This window comes from Lutimonas vermicola (assembly GCF_038433205.1).
In the GTDB taxonomy this organism is placed as follows: domain Bacteria; phylum Bacteroidota; class Bacteroidia; order Flavobacteriales; family Flavobacteriaceae; genus Lutimonas; species Lutimonas vermicola.
The window spans coordinates 942,823-965,665 of sequence record NZ_JBCDNA010000001.1 but is presented as its reverse complement, the minus strand read 5'-3'; the positions used below and the strand labels follow the sequence as shown (position 1 = coordinate 965,665).

Here is a 22,843-nt window from a genome sequence, read left to right as displayed (position 1 = left end):
GGCGCGATGATAGATCTCCAGACAGCATGAATAAAGATTATTCCATATTTGTTTTGTTAGGTATGCTGCTGTTTTTTTCGGGCTGTTCAACTTCCGACAGTTATAAGGTGAAAAGTTTTTTTTTCGACGGGGTGCCGGATCCTTATGCGGTAGTCATTAAAGATACTGTGTTTGCAGTTGAAAAGGATACACTAACAGGAATTCAAATGGTGCAGAAGGTGCTTGCCCCCATCAAAGGAAGCATCCATCCTCCCTACAAGGAAAGAAAATGTTTTGAATGTCATGATGAAAAGAACAGGACCAAAGCAAAGTTGCCCTTGCAGGAATTGTGTTTTCATTGCCATAATGGGTATAAACGACAATATAAAGTGACTCATGGACCTGTTGGCTTTGGGCAGTGTGTCAAATGTCATGATCCTCATAAGTCAGACAATAAACAGCTGCTGTACAGCAAAGAACAGAATCTTTGTTTACAGTGTCATGACATAGATGACGTGTCGGCCAATAAGTTCCATAAGGATATAGCCGAAGAGAGCTGTATCAGTTGCCATAACCCGCACGGGGGGCAAACGAGGATGTTTTTAAATAAAGATGCCTGTTTTAAATGCCACAACAGCATAACTGAAAATAAACCCATCCTTCATGGCCCTGTGTCTGCAGGATCATGTGGTGTTTGTCATGAATCACATGATTCAAAAAAATCAAAATTACTGGTGGCCCAAGGCAAAGAACTGTGCCTGGATTGTCATAGTGCTAAGGATATTTATAGCGAAGCCTACCATCTTACTGCAAAGCAACAGGATTGTATAAAATGCCATGACCCGCATGGTGGAAACGAATCATTTCTTTTAATCAATCCCCCTCGACTGAAATGAGAAAGCCCATCATCATATTGTTACTTTTCCTGGCTGCTATTGAGTTCAACGCTCAAAACAGGAGTTATAAAATAACACCTTTTAAACTTATGTCATACTCTGGTAATATAAACGTAAACGGTCAGTTTAATAATACTTTTTTTGAAGACGAACAAGGCTTTCATTATGGTTACCATTATGGAGTGGGTGGATTCCTGGCCACACAAAGCTATGTTTACCATCCCAATTTTTTGACACTGAGCATTTCCGGCGGTTACCAGCCACAGTTCGGGGAGGTGGTTTCTTCACTAATGCCCGACTATTTAAACAACCTTTCTACGGCTCAGTATAATATTCTGGCCCGTTTTTTCCAAACCCTGGATTATAATCTGAATGCCTACCTCAGGCATGATGAAAAACGCGGTGAAGACCGGTTTTATGACCGGGATATTGCGACAAACAGGTATGGACTTGATTTTAAATATGAGAAAGATTATAAGATAAATGCAAATTTTGAACACAGAACAGACAGGGAACTTGATAATTTAACCGACAGAGAATTAGTTACAGCATCTACTGGCTTCAGGGCAAAAGTAAACAAATCATTTTTTAAAAATGACTGGAACGAATTATTCTTTAACCTTCAAAATACCTTATCTGAATCAAAAAACCTTTTTTCAAACAGTAACAACCTGATGAATGCTTATCTTTCAAACAGCTTATTTTTAAACAGAAAAAAGAGCATTCCTTTAAGGTCCAGAATATCTATCCAGAATCAGTCAGGTACTTTTGAAACCAAAAATGCCGCGCTTACTGAATCAATTAATATCCCTTTAGCCAAGAACTTCCATTTTGGTAGTACATTTGCTTATAGGTGGGGCAAAAGAAATGAGGAGCTCATCAATGAATTAAGATATTCAGGAGGACTTGCGTATAGTCTTTACGAAAGTTTTACTATCGGTGTAGACATGAATTATAACGATCTTGATCAGAAGGAAGATTTCAGTCTTACAAACACCGTGCTGAGCTTAAATGTCAATTACAATAAACAGATCAAGCCCATCAAAGGAAAGCTTGATGTCAGATATAAGTATGCATTTGAAAATCAGCTTAGAAAGAGTCAGGATACCTTAAGTGTCATCAATGTTTTTAACGAAAATCAATTGCTTCGTGATGGGCAGATCAATATTCTGAACAATCCAAATGTGCTTCTCGAAACCGTACTGGTAAAAGATGTGACCAATACTGTTTTTTATCAGGAAAACATTGATTATTTATTGGTTGAAAGAGGAGTGAATGTTGAGATTCAGCGATTGATAGGAGGTGCCATTCCCAACAATACCAGTGTGTTTGTTGATTATAGTGCCTTGCAATTGGGTTCTTATGAATACGAGAGCCCGGGCAGTTTTTTGGATATCAACCTTACTTTTTTTGATGAGTTGATCAGGCTGAACTATATGAATTCGTTTAGAAAATATACGGCACTTTCAGGCAATATTGATAATCTCGGACTCAATGAATTCAAGCAGTACAAAATAGGGTTGCATATGCGCTATAAAATGTTTGGAGCAGGTATTTTTTATGAAGATATTGATGGTTCGGTATTACCGCATAAACTTTGGAATTATTATGTCAGTGCCACGGGTAATATTGGCCGAAAGTTGAATTATAAATTTACCGGCATGATCAATGACTATGTCCTTTATTTTAGAGAAGGAGATACCAATTTGTTGATGACATTCTCATCAGATATTATGTATAATATAAGTCGGAACACAAGATTGTTTTTTAATTTGAGTTTTTCATCACAACAGGGAGATATTCAGGATTATCTGCTGGCATCTGGAAGAACTGAATTAAAGCAGCGTTGGAAAAAGCTGGAACTGTCATTCGGGGCAAATTATTATGAAAGACATGTTCCTTTGCAGGATTTTGCATCAAAATATGTAAATACGTATATAAAACTTCAGAGAAATTTTTAATCTTAATTAACAACTGTTTATTATGAAAACTTTAAAAAATTTATGGAAAAGCAACAGAGACCTTTACAGGTTTTGGATTGTCAGGTATATATGCCTGCTCGTATTGTTTATCGGGCCGCCTCTTGTAGCACAAACCGGAGCAGATAACGCCTGTGTGGAATGCCATAAGACAGTTGTTAACAAGAGTATTTTGCACGGCCCCGCCGCTACCGCCTGCAGCAGCTGTCATGAGACCAACGGGAAAAAGCACCCGCAAGAAGGGGTAGTGGGTTTTAATTATTACGCAGAGGGCGCAGAGCTTTGCTACTCCTGCCATACAGAATTACAGGAAGAGCACGATCTGAGGTATAAACATGAACCCTTAAAAAAAGGAGAATGTGCCACATGCCATGAGGTACACAGCTCTGAAGATCCCAAATTTTTAAAAGCAAGGGCCCCTGAACTTTGTTTTACCTGCCATACCGAGTTTAAAGACAAACAGGGTATGGCCAAAACCTTGCATACAGCCTCTTTTGAAGGCGATGCCTGTACCCAGTGCCATACCCCGCATGCTTCAAAGCAAAAAAAGTTATTGCTGGATAAAAGCAGGCAATTGTGTTTAAATTGTCACAACAAGAGCATTAAAAAAGAAGACGGCACCATATTGACAAATATAGGTCAGCACTTAGCTGAAAGCTCCTATGAGCACAAGGCACTAAAAAAGAAATGCACCTCTTGCCATAACCCGCATTTTTCGGACAGAAAATTATTGCTGACCGAAAATTTCACCATCGGGAGCTATGCCAAAGGCATACCAGAGAATTTTACCCTGTGCTTTGACTGCCATAACCCGAATCTTTTGAAAGAGGAAAAAACGACTACTGTAACACAATTCAGAACCGGTGACCGCAATTTGCATTATGTGCATGTCAACAAAGAAAAGGGACGTAATTGCACCACCTGTCATGATATTCATGCGGCCAACAATACCAAACTGATTGGTACAACGGTAAAATTCGGGCGTTGGGACATGCCGCTTAATTATATAGACAATGAGAATGGTGGTACCTGTGCCACAGGCTGTCATAAAGAAAGAAGTTATTCAAGGGTTCCGGTGGTAGCCGTCGAATAAAAAACATTCATAATAAATAGTTGTAAAAAAGACCGGTACTTAAGTATCGGTCTTTTTATGTTTATCTACAAGCTGTAAATGGTGCTCAATTTATGAAACAGTGTTCTGCATAAGGCCTTTAAACTTTTAAACCCTTCTTATTTGACTACAACGGCCTCCTCCATAATGACCTTATAAGCATAACCCGCACCGAAATCCTGGTCTAAGGATATAACCCCTTCAAATACAACCTGGTCTCCCACTTTGAGGGTTTCCTGGGTGGTTACCATCAGGTCATAAGCTCCCTCAAAATTTGTTCCATCCTGAAAATGAACCCAGTTTTTTGCCATGATCTGTGGGCTGAACTTGGTCACCTCTCCTTTGATCTTTATTTTTTTACCTGCATACAGATCTTTGTTTTTAAACAAGTCGCCAATACGAACCCCGCCTGCAACAGAATCCATTACAAGATTCAGCTGGTCAAGGGTTGGTTGCTTTGCAGATGCCTTATCCAGGGAGACAGCATTTGGATCAGCCAGTCCTTCTTCAGCAACTGCAAAGTCAGCATTGGTGATATATCTTAAAAAATAGATGGTATCAAATTTTCTCTCTAATTCCTTGCTTTCGAAATCACGCATTTCCATGCCTTCCTTAATGTAATATACTCCTCCTAAGTCAGCCTCCATTTTTGGAACTGCCAGCCATTTTTTCGCGCCTTCTTCAAGCACATTTAAGTAAGTATAGGATTCTACCTGCAAAATTTCCTGCACGATAACTTTTTTTAAGCCACTTTCTGAATGCGGGTCCTGCGCCAGGACATGAATGGAAAACAGGAGCAGTCCTATGGCAAATAATTTTTTTAAGTTTTTCATTTGTATTTTTTTAATTCAATATTTGAGCATCCTCCAAAATAATGGCATAAAAATATCCGGCACCAAAATCTTTGTTGAGGGTAACTTTTCCTTTTAAGGTAACAACATCACCTACTTTTAATTCTGCACTGGTCGTTGCAGTAAGATCGAATTCACCGTTGAAATCAGTACCATCCTGAAGATGTATCCAATTGGTTTTCATGATCGCAGGATTGAATTTAGTGACCTCTCCTTTTATGGTAACCATTTTGTTCTGATAGCTTTCCTTGTTTTTAAACAAGTCTGCCAAACTGATGGCATCCCCTTTGTTTTCAACTTGTACGCTCGCTTTTTCAATCACGGGTTTGATGGCTTCAGGGTTTGACATATGCGGATCAGCCACAGGAGCTTCATATATCACCGGCAATTTTGCATCGGCTTCCGTCTCGCTTATCTTTTCTACAAAATAAATAGTTGGAAAAGTTTTATTCAGGTCCTTGCTTTCAAAATTCTTCATTTCCATCGTCTTACCATAATAATAGGTCTTGCCGGTTTCAGCAGTGGTTATCGGCGCTGCGATCCATTTTTCCTGGCCGTTTTCAAGTACCCTTAAATAAGTGTATTCTCTTACGTGCAATACTTCCTGCACAATGGCTTGGTGAATTTCTGAATCATTGGTACGATCGTTTTTTGACCCTTTATTACATGATATAAATAACAGGAACAAAATAGATAAGTTTAGTAAAATTTTCATGTTCTGATTTTTTTAGTTTAATGATTATCCAACAAAAATAGTTAATAAATGTCTTTACAGACCTGATTAAAATCAGGTCAAAATTTAAATGTGAATGTTACTTTTGTATCATAAGAAATTCACAATTCAGATACCATGAAAAAACTACTAAAAATAATATTTTCCCCAAGAACGACACTTGGCCTGCTGGTGATTTACGCAATTGCTTTGGCGGCAGCCACCTTTATAGAAAATGAATATGACACCGTCACTGCAAAGGTCTGGGTATACAATGCCTTTTGGTTTGAATTGGTCATGGTCTTAATGATCCTTAACTTCTTTGGCACCATAAAAAGGTATCATTTTTTGACCCGAAAGAAATTATCAGGGTTAATTTTTCATGCGGCCTTTATCATTATTATTGTTGGTGCTGCCATAACCCGTTATATAGGATATGAAGGTAAAATGCACATTCGTGAAGGCGGGTCATCTGATTATATTTTTACTGACCAGGCCTTTCTGAGTGCTAAGGCATCTGAAGGCGGGGAGGAATTCAATTGGGAAAAACCGCTTTTGCTGGGTGCTAAAACCGACAACAGTTTTGAGGAGTCACTGGAGATCGGTGAAAAGGGAAACCTGAAGATCGCCTTCAAGGATCATATTAAAAATGCGGTAGAAACTTTTGAAGAGGCAGAAGACGGAGACATCAGCGTAATCTACCTGACCATCAGCATTCAGGGCCATAAAGATGAAATCGTACTGAGAGATGGCGAGATCAAATCGACACATGAATTCCCAATATCCTTCAATAACCCGTCGAATCCTTATGCTTTGCGCATTACAGGCGACAATGGAAACCTGTTTGTCAATTATCCGGAACCGATGAAAGTAACTGCCATGCCTGCGATGACTGTTGAAGAATACCCTGCAATGGGACAGGTAAAGTTCGAGACCAAGAAACTTTATGAACCTCAGGGATCAGGCATTGCCGTGGTGATGACCAAATTGCTCAAAAATGCTAAAATAAAATATGTCAGAAGCAAAGATGATAATAGGGCGCCCAATGCCTTACTGCTTGACGTGACATTCAATGGCCTGTCAAAGGAGGTTGCTGTTTTAGGAGGCCCCGGCTATATTGAAGCGTACCAGCCTGTTACAATCGAGGGTCTGGACCTGAATCTTGCCTATGGCTCAAAGAAAATAGAGTTGCCGTTTTCTTTACAGCTCAACAAGTTTGAACTGGACCGTTATGCTGGGTCTATGAGCCCTTCTTCTTACGCGAGTGAAGTCACCCTGATAGATCCGAATAAAGGCCTTAGAAAGGACCACAGGATCTTTATGAACAATGTATTGGATTATGGGGGGTACCGTTTTTTTCAGTCTTCTTATGACCAGGATGAAAAAGGGACCATTCTCTCTGTGAATCACGATTTTGCAGGTACCATGGTGACCTATGTCGGCTATGCCTTGTTGATCATCGGTTTTGTCTGGACCTTGTTCAATAAAAACTCGAGATACTGGGAATTAATGGGCAAAATAAGGCACCTGAGAGAAAAAAGAAAGGCACTGGCCGTTCTGCTGATCGGATTTTTAATGACGGGAAGCCTTGTTGCACAGGAAAACCACCAGCATGAGATCAATCCTTATTCAGTGAGTGAAACACATGCAGATCAGTTTGGAGAACTCATTGTTCAAACCTATGACGGACGATTTGCACCTGTGCATACCCTTGCCGTCGACGTAATGCACAAAATTTCAAGAAAGGACAAATTTGACATCCCCGGACGTCGGGGAGAGATGACCCTGATGCAGGTGTTTTTTGATATTGCACTTAATGCCGAATTCTGGAAGACCCAGAAGATTATTTATGTGCGGGAAAAATCAGTAGCCGACATTATTGGAATCAAAGGAAAATATGCCTCGTTTAAAGATTTCTTTGATCAAAATAATGAATTCAAACTCAAGGATTTTTCTGAATCGGCCTTTCGAAAAGCAGAAGTAGAAAGAAACAAGTTTGACAAGGAGCTGATCAGGCTCAATGAAAGGATCGAGGTTTTTATGATGACTATGCAGGGCAGTATGCTCGATATTTTCCCCGTACAGAATTCAGATAACAACAAATGGGTAAGCTGGGATGATCCGTTGGCGAAACAACCCATTACCGGAAGCCTGCGCATCATCAATGACGACCTGAAATTGCCAGTGCTTGACTATCACAATATCATGCGCGCCTATATGTTTGAAGTGTCAAAGGCTACAAAAACAGCAGATTACGGCAGAGCCGATAAAATTCTGGGATATATCAAGAGCATTCAAAGACAGAGCAGCCTGACTGACCTCGTTCCGAGTGAGACGAAAATTGAAAGGGAGATCAGTTATAACAAATCCAATATTTTTAATAATCTTAAAAATGTATATGCCTTGTTAAGTGTCATTCTGTTAATACTCACTTTTATGGACAATCTTAGGGCTAAGAAGAACAGGATACTCAGCCTTGTGCTGAACGTGGCAATAGCTTTCCTGGCTGTGGCCTTTGTATATCACACTTACGGAATGATCATGCGATGGTATCTTTCAGGTCATGCCCCTTGGAGCAACGGTTATGAGGCCCTGGTTTTGGTGTCATGGTCAAGTTTGCTTGCAGGTTTCAGTTTTATGCGTTATTCCAAGATCACTTTGGCTGCTACGGCGTTGCTGGCCTTCTTCACCTTAATGACGGCAGGACACAGCAGTTATGATCCGCAACTGACCAACCTGCAGCCGGTATTGAAATCTTACTGGCTTATCATACACGTGGCCACCTTAACGATCAGTTATGGCTTCTTGGGTCTTGGTTTTGTGCTTGGCTTGTTCAATATGGGTATTTACCTCGTCAAAAACCCTAAAAATGCTACCCGCCTATCATTGATCTCAAAAGAGCTGACCCATATCAATGAAATGAACCTGACCATTGGTTTGCTGCTGGCCACTATAGGAACTTTTCTCGGAGGGGTTTGGGCCAACGAATCATGGGGCCGTTACTGGGGATGGGATGCCAAAGAGACCTGGGCCCTGATCATAACGATCGTGTATACAATTATTTTGCACTTGAGACTGGCCCCAAAAATGAAAGGAGAATTCATATTTAATGTTGCAGCCATATTTGGTTTTGGTTCCGTACTGATGACCTTTATTGGCGTAAATTATTACTTTACAAAAGGAATGCACTCCTATGCAAGCGGAGAAACTCCGGTATTCCCAATGTGGGCCTGGATTACCATCTTAGGTTTGGTAGCATTTATTGTTGCCGCCGGAATAAAACAGCGAAAGAATAAAAAATACGCAATAGAATGATATTACGCAAACCCTAATACAGGTTTAAAAGAACCCTGACCATTTAACTGGTCAGGGTTCTTTGATTTCAGGCATGCGGCAGGGATACATCTTATGGATTTATCACTTCGTTTAAAAGGGATGCGCTTATCATGAAAACAAAAAAAAAGACCTTCCGAATCCGGAAGGTCAATTTTGAAAATATTTGAGTAATTTTTCTGGTTATGTAAACATTGGCACAATAATTTACATCGTTTTATATCCTTTAAAATTAGGCCTTTATAATATCTTATTTGCTTACAAATATGATAGTCAGGCTTCTGTTAATCATGAAAAAAACGAATCTGGCTCCGGCAATGAAACAGTGCGTCCTGTATGGAAGAATTACTGTTGTTTTTGCTGCATTTTTGTATGTACATTCTCTTTGAAGATCGCCGATACGATCAACAAAAATATTCCAATAATGCCCACCCAGGCCCAAAACGGGAAAACAGGAGCATCATCTGAAGCATAACTATGTAAACCCTTCGTGAAATAATAATTCACGCCCACAAAAGTCATTAAAACACTTCCAAAGGAAATTACCGAACCAATATTAAATATCAAAGCTGATTTCATTTGAGGGATGTATTTGAAATGCAGAACAACACTGTAAATTAATACAATAATCAATGACCAGGTTTCTTTTGGGTCCCATCCCCAGTAACGGCCCCATGATTCGTTTGCCCATACGCCTCCAATAAATGTTCCAATAAGCGTTAAAAACATACCAATAGTCATTATTTTTTCGTTGAGATAAGTAGATTCCTGAATACCCAAAGTATAAAGCCTGATTTTTTTTTCGGGAGTAATTATCTGCAGAATGATATTAAATAATCCTGTCATAAAGCTTATTGCTAAAAAGCTGTATCCTATTGTAATTATTCCAACATGTATGATGAGCCAGTAAGATTTCAATACCGGAGTTAAATTAGTGAGTTGAGGATCGTAATAACTCAGCCCTGCTACCATTAGCAAAAGACTTGCAGTCAGCCCTGTTAAAGCCAAGGTTATCGTCGAATATCTAAGCATATAAAATCCTCCTAAAACAGCACTCCAGGCAACAAACAACAATACTTCATATCCGTTAGACCATGGTGCATGGGAACTTAAATACCACCTAAGTCCAATTCCGGCAGACTGAAACAGGAAAGCAGCTATAAAAATTGCAACTGTGACTCTTATGGCGGTTAGAATTTTTTTCCCAGGCTTCTCTGCGAAATTTTCGATAAATGACAGGGTTAAAAGAACAATACTTAGCAAGGCAAATATGTATTTTAGGTAATCAAAAACGCGGGTTTTCGTGTAAATTACTTCTAATTTTATAGTGGTTTCAGAAGGTACTATTTCAGCAGATGTTAGTGTTCTTTGCAGGGTATTAATATGTTCAATTATTTTGTTGGAGAATGAGTAATCATTTATTTTTCTGCCATTGACCGTTGAAACAAAGTAAGTCTTCATTAAATTATTACCATTAAGTACAGGCAACTGCAATTCTTCATTGATTTTTATTAAATCACCAGTTATAGGCGTCATTGCAAGGCTATCTCTATAGCTGACCCATTTGTTATTAATGGCTGTTTGCACAGGAAATAACCGTAAAAATGTACCTTTTGTGCTCATAACAAAAACATTCATTCTTTCAACAACCTTTAATAATTCCTTATCAAAATTAGTCTGCTCGGAGGCCTTTTTTTGAAAGGCATTTTGTGCTAAAGTACGCAGTTGAACAGCCAGGTCTGGGTGGTCAATTTGATTAAAGGAGGCAAACTTTCCTGAAACACCAATCATTTCCCTTAGTTCCTTGTTCCTAATGCGTATAAATTTTTGTTCTTTCCAATATTCTGAATCCACATGCATACCTAAAAAGATTTGCATAACATCCAGTTTTTTACCTTTTTTAGTAGTAAAACTATTCTTACCCGAAAGCTTATGCAAAATATCTGTGGCTAAAGAGTATACAGATGAAAAACGACCATCATAGGTTTGTACCATCAAATGTCCAAACTTGTCGCTGTGTTCCCAAGCTATCGGGTTGTAATTGTCAGCTTGCGAATAACAAAAATCAGAAGCCCCGAATATGCATAAAATCCCCAAAATTAGTGCTTTTCTTTTCGCTCTTATTTCCTTTATTTTATGATCTAATTGGGCATAATGCGATCGTTTTGAAAAGAAGATCAGGAGTACTCCCAGTACCATTAATATATAACCCAGATACGTAATGTGCGTTCCGTAATAATCGTAGTTCACAGAAAGAATAGTTCCCTTTTCATCATCGTCATACGAAGTTTGGAAAAAACGATAGCCGTTGTAGTCAAGTACATTGTTCTTATAAATCAGATGAGGTTCTCTTGCATTCACCCTGTCATCGATTAAAAGGACTTCACTTTCAGAAGAAGACGGGAAATCTGATCCCGGATATTTACCTAAAGTAAAGCGTTCCAACTGCAGTGAAAAAGGCATTTCAAAGGGTTTGGGGCCATAGGTCATTTCTATGGCTAAACCGTCGAAGTTGAATTCCTGAAATTTCTGAATATATTTTGTGGTATCATAAATAAGATGCGCCTTATAGGCCTTGCCATTTGATATTACCGCTACGACCAGAACATCCGGACTTTTCTGATCTGATTCTTCTGGGACATAATTTATTTCTTCACTACCCTCGGTAGACACTAGTTTAGCACTATGAATATAATCGAGGTATTTTATTACGATTTGATTAGGTAAGCTAAAGTTTAGCTGAAAATCATTTTTTTGAATCTGAGAGAAATACAAAGGACGATCACTTGCATATTGAATTTCGCCGCCAATTGTTCTGATTTGAAGATAAGGTTCTTTAGAGTAGATGGTAGATACCTTTTCATTTTCTCCAATATGCATATAAGCTTCAAACCCAAAATAACGGGTTATGCCAGCCCCTAAAAGGATGATGATGAATGATAAATGAAAAACAAGCTGCGGAATTTTTTCTTTTCGAAATAGGTTTTTTCTATACATATTTACCAGATATAACATGGCTAATATGAATATAAGCAGTTCAAACCACCAGGTATTGAAAATAAGCAGCCTTACCGTTGTAGTATCGTATGAATTCTCTATAAATGTAGCTGAAGCAATAACAATGATGAATACGAATAGAAGTAACATGGAGAATTTCGAAGAAAAAAGAAAATTCCAGAATTCTCTCATAAAAATATTCTCTAAAGTCCAGTTATTAGTAATAAGGTACAGTCAAAAATAGTAAATTTCAAAAGAATTGTTTCTTCAATCACAAAATTAATTAGTTCTTTTGTTGTTTAATTATTAAAATGAAAAATAGGCACCAAATTATTTTTCTCTTTATTTTTTTCGTATCCGGATTTACTGGTCTGATCTACGAATCTATTTGGACACATTATTTAAAGCTGTTTTTGGGGCATGCGGCTTATGCTCAGACCTTGGTGCTTACTATTTTTATGGGAGGTATGGCCATTGGATCTTATTTGACCAGCTTTTATTCCATAAAATGGCGAAAATTGTTTTTAGCCTATGCTATAGCAGAGGGTATTATAGGTGTTTTAGCGCTTATTTTTCACGAAAGTTTCACTTCATTCTTGGAGATTTCATTTAACTCCGTTTTTCAAAATTTAGATACACCATTGGCAATAAATTTGTATAAGTGGGTATCAGCAGCTTTACTTATTTTACCCCAATCGATTTTATTGGGAGCAACCTTTCCATTGATGAGTGCGGCCATCCTTCGTGTTTTCCCTGAATCACCAGGTAAAACCATAAGCCTGCTTTATTTTTCCAATAGTCTTGGCGCAGCCATTGGCGTTCTAATCAGTGGGTTTTATTTTGTAAAAGAATTTGGATTACCTGGAACCATTAAAATAGCAGGTTTATTGAATGTTCTTATTGTAGCCGCAATAATTGTTCTTATTAGAAGAAACAGAGAATATATCCAACTCCCGATTCAACCCAGTGAAGAAAAAAAAGAGAGAGGGCAGAATAAATCGATTTTGCTTTTTGTTTTATTAGGAGTGTCTTCATTTACGGGTATGGCTTCTTTTATCTATGAAATTGGTTGGATTCGAATGCTTAATATGGTATTAGGAACATCCACTCATGCATTCGAATTGATGCTGAGTGCGTTTATCTTTGGATTGGCTTTTGGTGGTCTTTGGATACGAAAACGCATAGATAAAATGTCCAATCCAATTGCCTATTTGGGTTATATTCAGATCATTATGGGGGTGATGGCATTATCTACCTTGTTGATTTATGGAAATACGTTTAACCTGATGCAATGGCTTTTAGAGAATTTGGATAAAGATGCTAATGGTTATTTATTGTTTAACCTTTCAAGTAACGGTATTGCACTTCTCATTATGTTTCCAACCACTTTTTGTGCGGGAATGACATTACCTATTATTACTACCATTCTTTTAGGTGTTCGAGGTGAAAGGAGCATTGGCTCCGTGTATGCATGGAACACAATCGGGGCAATTATTGGTATATTTATCGCTGTTCATATTGGGATGCCTTACTTGGGATTAAAAGGGTTGATTAGTTTAGGTGCCGGAATTGACATTGCATTAGGTATTTTTTTACTTTTTGCCTTTTCACAAGTACGAAATAAATTCAATCGAAAAGTAATCATGGCTTCCATAGGAGTAATTTCTCTTTGTGGCATTATGTTTTTTGTAGAACTAGACACGCTAAAAATGGGGTCAGGAGTTTTTAGAGGGCGTGATTCACTTTTTAGCAGTGAGGAGAATAATGTTCTTTTTCATGAAGACGGAAAAACCGCCTCCATTTCTGTTATAGAACATAAAGCACTTGATGGAATGTTAAGTGTAAGAACTAATGGCAAAACAGATGCAACAATATATAAAGATGAAAGACCTTTAGGAACAATAGATGAGTCTACTATGATTCAATTGGCTGTGATTCCGATGGCGTTGAATCCAAAAGCAGAGCATGTTGTAAACATTGGTTTAGGGGCAGGAATTACAACAAAATCAGTACTTGCGAACCCGCTTATTCAAAGCATTCATACGATAGAGATAGAAAAGGAAATGGTAAACGCGGCGAAATTATTAGGAGCTCAATCAGAAGTAGTCTTTTCAGATCCCAGAAGTACTATAATAATTGATGATGCCAAGAGTTTTTTCGCATCTCATCAAAAAAAATATGATATTATTCTTTCGGAACCTTCAAACCCATGGGTGAGCGGGGTTTCAGGGTTATTTTCTGAAGAATTTTATAAAATGATTAATTCACATCTCAATGATGATGGTGTTTTCGCACAATGGCTACAATTATACGATTTGGACATCAATTTAGTTTCGTCTGTTTTAAAGGCAGTTTCTCAAAATTTTTCTGATTTCGAAGTGTATGCATTGAACCATGATGAATGTTTAATTGTTGCCAAAAAAAACGGACTACTTCCTCCTTTAGACAGTACATTAATATCAATGCCTTCAATTGAAAAAGCGTTGAACCATGTAAGTGTTAACACAGTTCAGGATATCGAATTTCGTCTTTTTGGTAATAAAAAAACAATGGATCCTTTTTTAGCCAGCTTTACTATACCAGCCAACTCCGACTATTATCCGGTATTAGATCAAAATGCTACTCGAACTCGATTTCTTAAGTCAAAAGCAACGGAATTATACAACTTTACACATCAATTTCATCCTGTTATTTCAATGCTTAATATGGAGTTTTTTCCATGGAATATTACAAATATAACTGCTACCCCTTATTTCTATAACCAGAGTGTTAGTGCAAATGAAGCTATATCATTGAGAGACTTTTATTTACACGATAATTTTAATCTAAATTATAATTATTTGCCACAAAATTTAAGAGATGAAGCAAGATTGGTTAAAAATTCTTTTGGCCAAGATAAAGGTGGTGTAATTAATAAGAATCGATTTACCTCGTTCTTTTATTCAACGATTCGAATGGCTCCATACTTAACTCCACATGAAATGGAACTGGTATGGGAATCAATTGGGATATATGAAGATGCCACTATGGCTAGTGAAGAACTAAAATGGGCCTCCCTGTTTAGAGCGGCCGTTCACAAAGATGCAAAAACTATGATTGAATTAGGTGAATCACTATTGAATAATACCAGTGAAGGACTTAAAGGATATCCTAAAGAATATGTCATTTCGACGATTATGCTAGGGCACATAGTTCAAAATGAACTGGAGAAAGCGCAGAGGGTTTGGTACACCAATAGTAACAACTTGACAGAAGACCCCCAATCTAAGTTATTGTTTCAATTCTTGATTGCCCAATGTAACAAAATTAATTAATTTTATTTCAATGATTAATTTCCTGATAATCTATAGTGAATGGCAATTAAATATTAAAATATCCATCATTTTGAGTTTAGATTTCTAGATAGCGCTTTTTTAGGGTAAAAAGGAAATCTTACAATTACTTGCTTTAAAATAACATTCAAAATTCTGATTAATTAATGAGGCCTTTTGAGTTCCGTTTTTTAATTTATGAATCGTATATGATTACTCCCAGCAAGTCACTGATCCACAATGTGAAGGATAACTCCTGCCTGTTATTTCATTTACAAAGGTTCCCTCAGCATGAGCCGATACATTATATGGGTAAAACCATGTTTCACCATCGTTATGCAATTCCATTGGGATGTCTCCATTCGCGCCGGCAAAACCATAGGTACCTTGATAGTTATTAATGCCGTCCTCACCAGATGTAGGCGTAATTTGTTTATTACCAACATTATGGCACCAGAAACATTGAACACCAGGCCATGAGTCCGCTTTAGTTGGAGAATCTTTTAATTCCTGACTATTAGTTTGATGATTTGATTTTTGGTGTTGTCCTGAAAGTGGATAGGTACTTGGAACAGCAGAAGTCACTGCCCCGGCCAAAGCTGTAATCTTATAATCACCTGTCATATTTCCTTCGCCATTATGACATGAATAGCAAGTATTTATTCCTGTTCCCGGTGTAACATCCCAAGCAGGCGTTGTCTGATAGGTCATTACATCACCTAAAATAGGCACTCCTCCGGTCCAGGTAATTAAGGGCGTGCCACCTTCAGTTCTCTGTGCCGTAATGCCGTTACTGTGACAATAAATATTATCACATGTTTTGGTTCCGGAATCCCAGATTGGCGTATTTCCATCTTGTCCATTTCTATAGGCCATTCCATTAGGATCAAAATTAATATCGACCGAATTATTTGAATGGGCTCCTTCCAGAGCACCTCCATCACCATGCTGATAGTGACATGTTGAACAAGCGTATCGGTATTTTTCGGCATGTACCTGATGTGCTCCTGTTTGCGGGAATAGTTGAGGGTCAGTAGGCGAAGTCTTTTCATGACAATCGTGACAACTACCCATTGGGAATGAGGTTAATACTTGGGGAGCTGGTTCAGGAGGGTAACCATTATGAGGATGACATCCTGTACAATTTGCTCCATCATTGTGATTTACACCGTCATCAACATCGCTCGTATGAAAAGTAAGTCCAAGTGGGTCTGTTGAGATATGACATACCTCACAAATACCATTAGGATTGCCATCGCCATCTGAAAATGAATTGGGGCCTGTCTGTGCGCTAAATGTTACCGGGGAGCCATTTACAGTACTTCTCAATAGCATGATGTTCGTCGAGTTATGCACCTGATGGCAATCTAAACAGTCAAATCCCTGATGTGGTTGGTAATCATGGCATTCTTTACAAGTGGCACTTGACATTGTTTCTCGCAGCAAGTTCCCATCTGTGGTTGTAGCGTTATGAACACCATGGCAACTCGAACACTCGATGTTTCCATTTTTCAATCCAACCTGAGTAGCACTCAATGTAGGAGCAGGATCTACATAATTACCACCCGGTACGTAAGCCAGCCCTACCGGATGGCTTCCTATATTATTAACAATATCATCTGTATATCGTCCGAGGTCTCTCGCCTGGTGGCAATCTTTACACATCTCATCTCCGGAATTCGGGTTTACCAGAAATTTTCCGTTTGAATCATTATGGGGGTCATGACAAGTAGAGCATACGATATTTCCTTCGTCCAGCCTTGCCGTTATTGCTGGTAGGGTAGGAGCATTGGATTGATAAAATCCTGAACCTGCATTTACAGTGGTCGAACCACCCGTGAAGGCGTGTTGATTTCCACTTGTGCCCGGAATTGCAATATTAACCGCACTTATATTTGTACTTGCAACACCTCCATCATGACAAGCAAAGCAATTTTCATAGTTCGTAGCTTGTTTTGTCAGTTTTGTATATTGAGATCCGTGTCTTTCGTGGCATGCCATGCAGCCGTTATCACCTGTATCATGTGGTGTAGTAATATATGAGGATTTATTGTATTTAGGATCTGTATCCAAATCCGGGAATAAACTCGGATAATTGGATGATCCATCATGACAACCAACACAATATACATCGGTATCGGTACCAGACCATACTGTATTGAGGTTTTCAGAATCTTCTAACATCATTTGCGATGTTGGGTGATCTCCTGCAGCTTCATAATGACAGGCTTCACATTCTTGAGAAAGTGGGTCGGTACCAACAGTTGAAGTGGTGTGTCTGGAAATTAATGAATTATCAAATTCACCACCAGCACCTACAATTTGTGGTACACCGCCTCTACCACCTGATTGCGCTGATGAGTGGCAACTTACACAAGATTGTGGCCCAGTTGGTTGCGTAAAACTATTAGTTACTACATCATTATGAAGATGACAGCTAGTACATGTTTGACCCGCTTTATCGGAAGCATCGTCATGGTTTACTAAAATATCATCATTATAATTATCATGACTTAAACTTTCATGACAAACAACGCAAATTCCGTCTCGGGAACCTGTTGTATTTACAAAAGAATCAGGACCTGATCTGTTAAGAAATACCACCGGTCTATTACCCCCAGGAGTGTCAATGTTATCTCTAATCATCATAATATTGCTTCCTATGGTACCATCGACGGTATTGTGTACTTCGTGACAATCCAAACAATCATAACCAGAATGTCCAATATAATTATGGCAATCCAAACATAGGTTAACATCGTTGGTAGTTCTCAATAAATTTCCATCGTTAGTAAGTCCCCCTGATGCCGTACCATTATCTAAAACATCATGAACACCATGACAACTGGAACATTCAACTTTACCTCCTACAGTTTTTATGGAGCCCGTTGGTGTTGTTTTTACACTACCTGTACCACTATAAATTATGCCTACCGGGTGACTACCTTTGTCTCCGCCATCCTGAAAACGTTGTACATCTCTCTGAATGTGACAATCTTTACACATAGCATCCCCAGTATTGTCGACTCTTAAAAAGGGATTGCCTGCATTTCCTTGATTATGCTGATTATGACATGTGGAGCATACAATATTACCATCTGGAAGACGGATTGCCATTTCATTATTGGTCGGTGGATCTGTTTGATAAGTTGGATTATCAGCAGGAACATCCCATGAATGAGAATTTCCACTCACATTTGGGGTTGCCTTATTTGCATTTACTAAAGGCATAGCACTTGCTGCCCCAGCAGAAACATGACAGCTTTGACATAGAAGTGCATTAAATTCTCGATTGGTTAAATTTGATCCAGGAGCATTATGTGTAATATGGCAGGAAGTACAGTTATAAGAAGAATGATTTAAGGAACACGGATTAGGAGCAGGTACTGTTTCAATTAATTGACATGTTCCTGTTGCATCATCTGTGATCGTGATATTAAGGTCACCGGCTGAAATGAGAAAGCCTGAAAAAGTTGTTTCTGTACCATAGGGAATTCCAGATTGTATTACATCTCCACTAACACTGTAGGTTGCCCCTAAATAGGATCCGGTTGGGTTTAATTTAAAAGAAAAAGTATCATCAGTTTCATCGCTTAAAGTTGTCAGGTTATCACAAAAAATAGCGGTTAATCCAGAGCTTTCCAAGTTACAGTCTGAAGAACAAGTCGCCGGAGCGTTTACTGGGAAGGGTCCAAAAGAACATTCTGTGGAGATGTCAGTTATGGTAATACTTAGATCTCCATCTGAAATATTATAAGGTCCGAATGTAGTCGCTGATCCGTAGCTGCCAGATGCACCACCATCAATAGTGTAACTGGCACCCAAGTCGGTTCCGATTGGGTTTAAATCAAAAGTGAAGGTGTCATCTTCAGGATTCGCAGGTGTACCGTTATTATTACATTGAATATTTGTTAACCCTTGATCAGTTATGTTACAAGGAGGTGTCGAACAAGGGGCTGGAGCGGGAACTATTTCAACGAACGTACAGGATCCATCATCAACATCTGTTATGGTGATGTTTAGATTTCCTCCTGAAATTGGATAGGGTCCGAAATTTGTGACACCGTATGAAATTCCCGATTGGGTCACATCTCCAGTAATATTATATGTAGCGCCCAGATTGGTTCCGGTTGGGTTTAAATCAAAAGTGAAGGTATCATCTCCAGGAATCGAAGGCGTACCGTTATGATAACATTGAATATTTGTTAAGCCTGCATCTGAAAGGTTACAAGTTGCAGCTAAAGTATAGGTAATGATCATTTGACCATTTGCTCCGGCACCACCAGTTGCACTCCTGTCAGCACCACCACCACCACCACCACCAGGGGGAGATCCATTCGAACCGGAAGTTGCATTTCCACCGGCACCACCAGCACCACCATTTGCTCCATCTCCACCAGCACCACCTTGAGAACCAGAACCGGCAACTCCATTACCTCCAGAAATAGTAGTATCATCTCCAATTGGAGAATTACCTCCTGCGCCGGGAGTACCATCAGACAGACCACCACCACCACCATCGGCAAATACGGTTGATGCATTTATAAACCAGGTATTTCCTCCTGCAGTACCGTCAACATTCGCTGCTGCAGCGGGTGCTCCTTGTCCAATCTGGACGTCATAAGTTCCCGGACTAAAACCATTTATGGATCTGCTATAAGCTCCACCACCACCACCACCAGAGGCTGCATTTTTTCTTGATCCACCACCACTACCACCAGCACCCCAGACTTCAACAATAATGTTGGTAGCACCAGCGGGAATTGTTACTTGAGTGGTCGCAGGATCTGTGATCGGAATAGTCTGCTGACTATAGGAACTTTGAAATGAAAATAGAAATATCAGGACTATGACAGAAAATATTACAGATTTCAATATGTTGTTTTGTCTTTTTTTCATATCGCTAATCCTTTAATATAAGTTTCGCATTCCCTGCAAAATTATTTGACTCTACATTAACTATATAAATTCCTTTTGTAAAATAATTTAAATGTATTTCTTTATAAATACTGCCTTCGTATGAAACTGCAAAGATTGGATTAAAAACTTCAGTATAAATTGTTTGTCCTTGTGCGCTCGTGATGGCAATGCTAATATCAGAGACTATTGGATTTGGAGGAGTTATTTTTATTGTAAATGCACCATTTGAAGGGTTTGGATAAAAAGCAATGGATTTATCTTTAAAATTATCATCAAAGGAAAGAACATTTCCTATTACTTCGATCGTTTCTGTAAACTCTGAAGTTCCACATTTATCATTAGTCGCCGTATAGACCACTGAATAATATCCAGAACTATCATAGGTGTGGGTCGGGCTTTCTTCAGTAGAAATATTACCATCTCCAAAATCCCAATAATGTGAGTCTGCATTTAGAGAGTTATTGATAAAGTGCACGTCATAATTTGTGACTTCATAAGAATAATCTGCTGTTGCCATTGGATACACCGTTGCCGAACCTGAAACAGTTCCCATTGTACCTTCAGAATCATAAAAACTTACCAATTCGTAGACTCCTTCAGATGATGGTGCTAGCAGATAAGGGTTATTTGAAGTGGTTATTTCTGCAGGGTTTAAACCATCAATGGTATAGGTAAAGGTCCAAGGAAGAGGTCCTGTAAAATAAATTTGAATTCCGTCAGATTCATTTGCGCAAATCGATGTAGTTTCAATAGTGGCATTGGGCAAAGTATAATATAAAACCTCAAAATATCCTTGCCAATCCATATTCGAGCAATTTTGATCTGAAATGTTTAAGACTTCATATACCCCCTTTTCAGAAACTGGTAAGATATAAGGATTTGCATTGGTTGTAATTGTAAACTCTTCAACTATGTCAGATCCATGTGAGTATGTGAAGGTGTAAGGTGCAGTTCCGGTAAATGCAATTGAAATGTATGCAAATTCCCCTGGGTTAATTAAGACATTATCCGCTTCATTGGTAATTGTTGCTGTTGGTAATGAATTTACTGTAACATTAGTGTTTTCTGTAAGATTGATTCCGGAACATCCTGCATCGGTAAGCGATATGATTTCATAGCTTCCAGATTGTTCTGCTGGAATCGAATACAAACTTTCGGATGTCGTAATTTCAACAGGGTTTAATCCGTCGATAGTGTAGGTAAAAGTCCAAGGTGCTAATCCTGTAAATTGCACATCGACTCCTGTTTCAACAGGGCTGCATATTGATATTTCCGGTGCTAAAAATGTCGCAGTGGGGAGCTCTTCTACCTTTATGTTCGTTGCTCCGGTAAAACAGGTACCTGCAATACCATCCTTATCCACAAGTGATGATACCTCATAAAGTCCTGCATCAGAAACGGAAAGATTATAAACAGGTTGATCTGTTGAAATTTCAACAGGATTTATTCCATCAACAGTATAGTTGAATGTCCAAGGCCCGTTTCCGGTAAGATTGATGGTGACGGTTGCTTCAGAATTAGCGCAAATAGTTTGATCGGTACTTGTAATTGTAGCTGTTGGTAAAACACTGCTGATTGAAAACACATCTAAGTTCCCTTTATTCATTGAAGAAACAATTGCCTCGTTATGGGAGGTAAAAACAATATCCATAGGTAAATTAAAATCACCCATGCTACCACCTTGCTGCCCAAACTGGGTGATATAATTTCCATTATCATCAAATACACTTACACGTCCCAGATAGGGATCAACTGCGTATATATTGCCACAGGCTCCAACAGTAATTCCCTGGATTCTATGAAAAAGGCCATTTTTTGTACCAAAACAACCAAAGTCGTTAATTAAATTTCCTTCAGTGTCAAAAATATAAATGGTCGTTAAAGGGCCCTTGGTTCCCCAGGACATAGATCCTCCTCCACAAGTTTGAACATCGTCACCAATACCCCCGTGTTCAGAAACAATGATGTGATTGTTTTGTTTGTCAAATGCAATTCCGGTTGGAAAAGTAAATGTACTATAAGTAAACTCATTGACCACCTCACCGGAAACATTCAGGCCAACCACCTTTTTTTGCTGGCTGTCAATTACATAGAGAATGTTGTCCAATCCAAATACCATGGAAGCAGGAAAACTTAATCCTGTGTGAAATTCTGCTTTGGATCCATTGGAAGCTATTGTGTAGATCGCACCTGTTGTTTGATCTCCTACATATAATTGATCTTTATCATTAATAGCTAAAGATAATGGTACTAATTCAGTGTTAATTGTACCCAAAGAATTTCCTTGAACATCATATTTAACAATATTCTTTTTTCTCGCATCAATAACATAAATGTCATCATTAGAGTCAATCGCCATTCTTCCTGGTGCATTCAGTCCATCACTTATCAAGTTTGTTGAACTAAAGTCACCGGTTGTATACTGTGCATTCAAATGAACCATACATATAAAAAATAATGTATAAGACAGTATTTTTTTTAGAGACAACAACATTTGGTATAATTATAGATATTATACAAAGGTAACTTGAGTTACATTATTAGACTATGACAAATATCAGGTGTAATTTGGCTCCTAAAAAGCTTAAAATAAAAGAAAAAACTCTGGTTAAATTTTTAAAAAAATGTGACTAAAAAATAGCTGTATGGCCTTTTATCTGGCACTTGTCTATCCCTGAATTTTGAGCCTGTATCTACAGAAGGCAAATTGGTAATAAAACATTTTAATTGATTATCTTCGCAGACCAATTTTAT

General features: G+C 38.5%; 10 protein-coding genes. 5 read left to right on the top strand and 5 right to left on the bottom strand.

Features of this window, described 5'->3' with window-relative positions:
• Positions 1 to 26: 26 nt before the first annotated feature.
• From AABB81_RS04325 to AABB81_RS04315, 3 genes are read left to right on the top strand one after another with little or no spacing between them, the layout of a single operon-like run.
• On the top strand, positions 27 to 875 hold the full coding sequence (locus AABB81_RS04325; RefSeq protein ID WP_342158868.1) for a cytochrome c3 family protein: 849 nt from the start codon (positions 27 to 29) through the stop codon (positions 873 to 875).
• Positions 872 to 2,836 (top strand): hypothetical protein, encoded by a 1,965-nt coding sequence (locus AABB81_RS04320; RefSeq protein WP_342158867.1) that lies wholly within the window; start codon positions 872 to 874, stop codon positions 2,834 to 2,836. Before AABB81_RS04325 ends, AABB81_RS04320 begins: the two co-directional genes overlap by 4 nt.
• Before the next feature lie 22 nt (positions 2,837 to 2,858).
• Positions 2,859 to 3,947, top strand: a complete 1,089-nt coding sequence (locus tag AABB81_RS04315; protein ID WP_342158866.1) for a cytochrome c3 family protein — start codon at positions 2,859 to 2,861, stop codon at positions 3,945 to 3,947.
• A gap of 137 nt (positions 3,948 to 4,084) precedes the next feature.
• Here the strand turns inward: AABB81_RS04315 and AABB81_RS04310 are convergent, their stop codons facing one another.
• Both AABB81_RS04310 and AABB81_RS04305 read right to left on the bottom strand, forming a co-directional pair.
• Complete coding sequence (locus AABB81_RS04310; protein ID WP_342158864.1) at positions 4,085 to 4,798, bottom strand: hypothetical protein; 714 nt, start codon at positions 4,796 to 4,798, stop codon at positions 4,085 to 4,087.
• Positions 4,799 to 4,808: 10 nt separating this feature from the next.
• Complete coding sequence (locus AABB81_RS04305; RefSeq protein WP_342158862.1) at positions 4,809 to 5,531, bottom strand: OB-fold nucleic acid binding domain-containing protein; 723 nt, start codon at positions 5,529 to 5,531, stop codon at positions 4,809 to 4,811.
• 135 nt (positions 5,532 to 5,666) lie between these two features.
• Between AABB81_RS04305 and AABB81_RS04300 the strand changes: the two genes are divergently transcribed.
• Complete coding sequence (locus AABB81_RS04300; RefSeq protein WP_342158860.1) at positions 5,667 to 8,843, top strand: cytochrome c biogenesis protein CcsA; 3,177 nt, start codon at positions 5,667 to 5,669, stop codon at positions 8,841 to 8,843.
• Positions 8,844 to 9,206: 363 nt separating this feature from the next.
• On the opposite strand, the gene ccsA is transcribed toward AABB81_RS04300, so the two are convergent.
• The gene (gene ccsA, locus AABB81_RS04295) at positions 9,207 to 12,050 is read right to left on the bottom strand and encodes a cytochrome c biogenesis protein CcsA (RefSeq protein WP_342158859.1); all 2,844 of its coding nucleotides are present in this window, start codon (positions 12,048 to 12,050) and stop codon (positions 9,207 to 9,209) included.
• 119 nt (positions 12,051 to 12,169) lie between these two features.
• Here ccsA and AABB81_RS04290 point away from each other — a divergent pair, with 119 nt between their 5' ends.
• Positions 12,170 to 15,172: an MFS transporter gene (locus tag AABB81_RS04290; RefSeq protein ID WP_342158858.1), complete on the top strand. Its 3,003-nt coding sequence runs from the start codon at positions 12,170 to 12,172 to the stop codon at positions 15,170 to 15,172.
• Between the two features lie 210 nt (positions 15,173 to 15,382).
• On the opposite strand, the gene AABB81_RS04285 is transcribed toward AABB81_RS04290, so the two are convergent.
• Positions 15,383 to 20,068, bottom strand: a complete 4,686-nt coding sequence (locus AABB81_RS04285; protein ID WP_342158857.1) for a cytochrome c3 family protein — start codon at positions 20,066 to 20,068, stop codon at positions 15,383 to 15,385.
• Positions 20,069 to 20,072: 4 nt separating this feature from the next.
• Positions 20,073 to 22,532: a PKD domain-containing protein gene (locus AABB81_RS04280; protein ID WP_342158855.1), complete on the bottom strand. Its 2,460-nt coding sequence runs from the start codon at positions 22,530 to 22,532 to the stop codon at positions 20,073 to 20,075.
• Between the last annotated feature and the right edge of the window lie 311 nt (positions 22,533 to 22,843).

What these genes read in the sequence shown, in the direction of transcription:
- AABB81_RS04325 (WP_342158868.1), top strand. Translation starts at nt 27, where the DNA reads ATGAATAAAGATTATTCCATATTTGTTTTGTTAGGTATGCTGCTGTTT.
- AABB81_RS04320 (WP_342158867.1), top strand. Translation starts at nt 872, where the DNA reads ATGAGAAAGCCCATCATCATATTGTTACTTTTCCTGGCTGCTATTGAG.
- AABB81_RS04315 (WP_342158866.1), top strand. Translation starts at nt 2,859, where the DNA reads ATGAAAACTTTAAAAAATTTATGGAAAAGCAACAGAGACCTTTACAGG.
- AABB81_RS04310 (WP_342158864.1), bottom strand. Translation starts at nt 4,798, where the DNA reads ATGAAAAACTTAAAAAAATTATTTGCCATAGGACTGCTCCTGTTTTCC.
- AABB81_RS04305 (WP_342158862.1), bottom strand. Translation starts at nt 5,531, where the DNA reads ATGAAAATTTTACTAAACTTATCTATTTTGTTCCTGTTATTTATATCA.
- AABB81_RS04300 (WP_342158860.1), top strand. Translation starts at nt 5,667, where the DNA reads ATGAAAAAACTACTAAAAATAATATTTTCCCCAAGAACGACACTTGGC.
- ccsA (WP_342158859.1), bottom strand. Translation starts at nt 12,050, where the DNA reads ATGAGAGAATTCTGGAATTTTCTTTTTTCTTCGAAATTCTCCATGTTA.
- AABB81_RS04290 (WP_342158858.1), top strand. Translation starts at nt 12,170, where the DNA reads ATGAAAAATAGGCACCAAATTATTTTTCTCTTTATTTTTTTCGTATCC.
- AABB81_RS04285 (WP_342158857.1), bottom strand. Translation starts at nt 20,068, where the DNA reads ATGAAAAAAAGACAAAACAACATATTGAAATCTGTAATATTTTCTGTC.
- AABB81_RS04280 (WP_342158855.1), bottom strand. Translation starts at nt 22,532, where the DNA reads ATGGTTCATTTGAATGCACAGTATACAACCGGTGACTTTAGTTCAACA.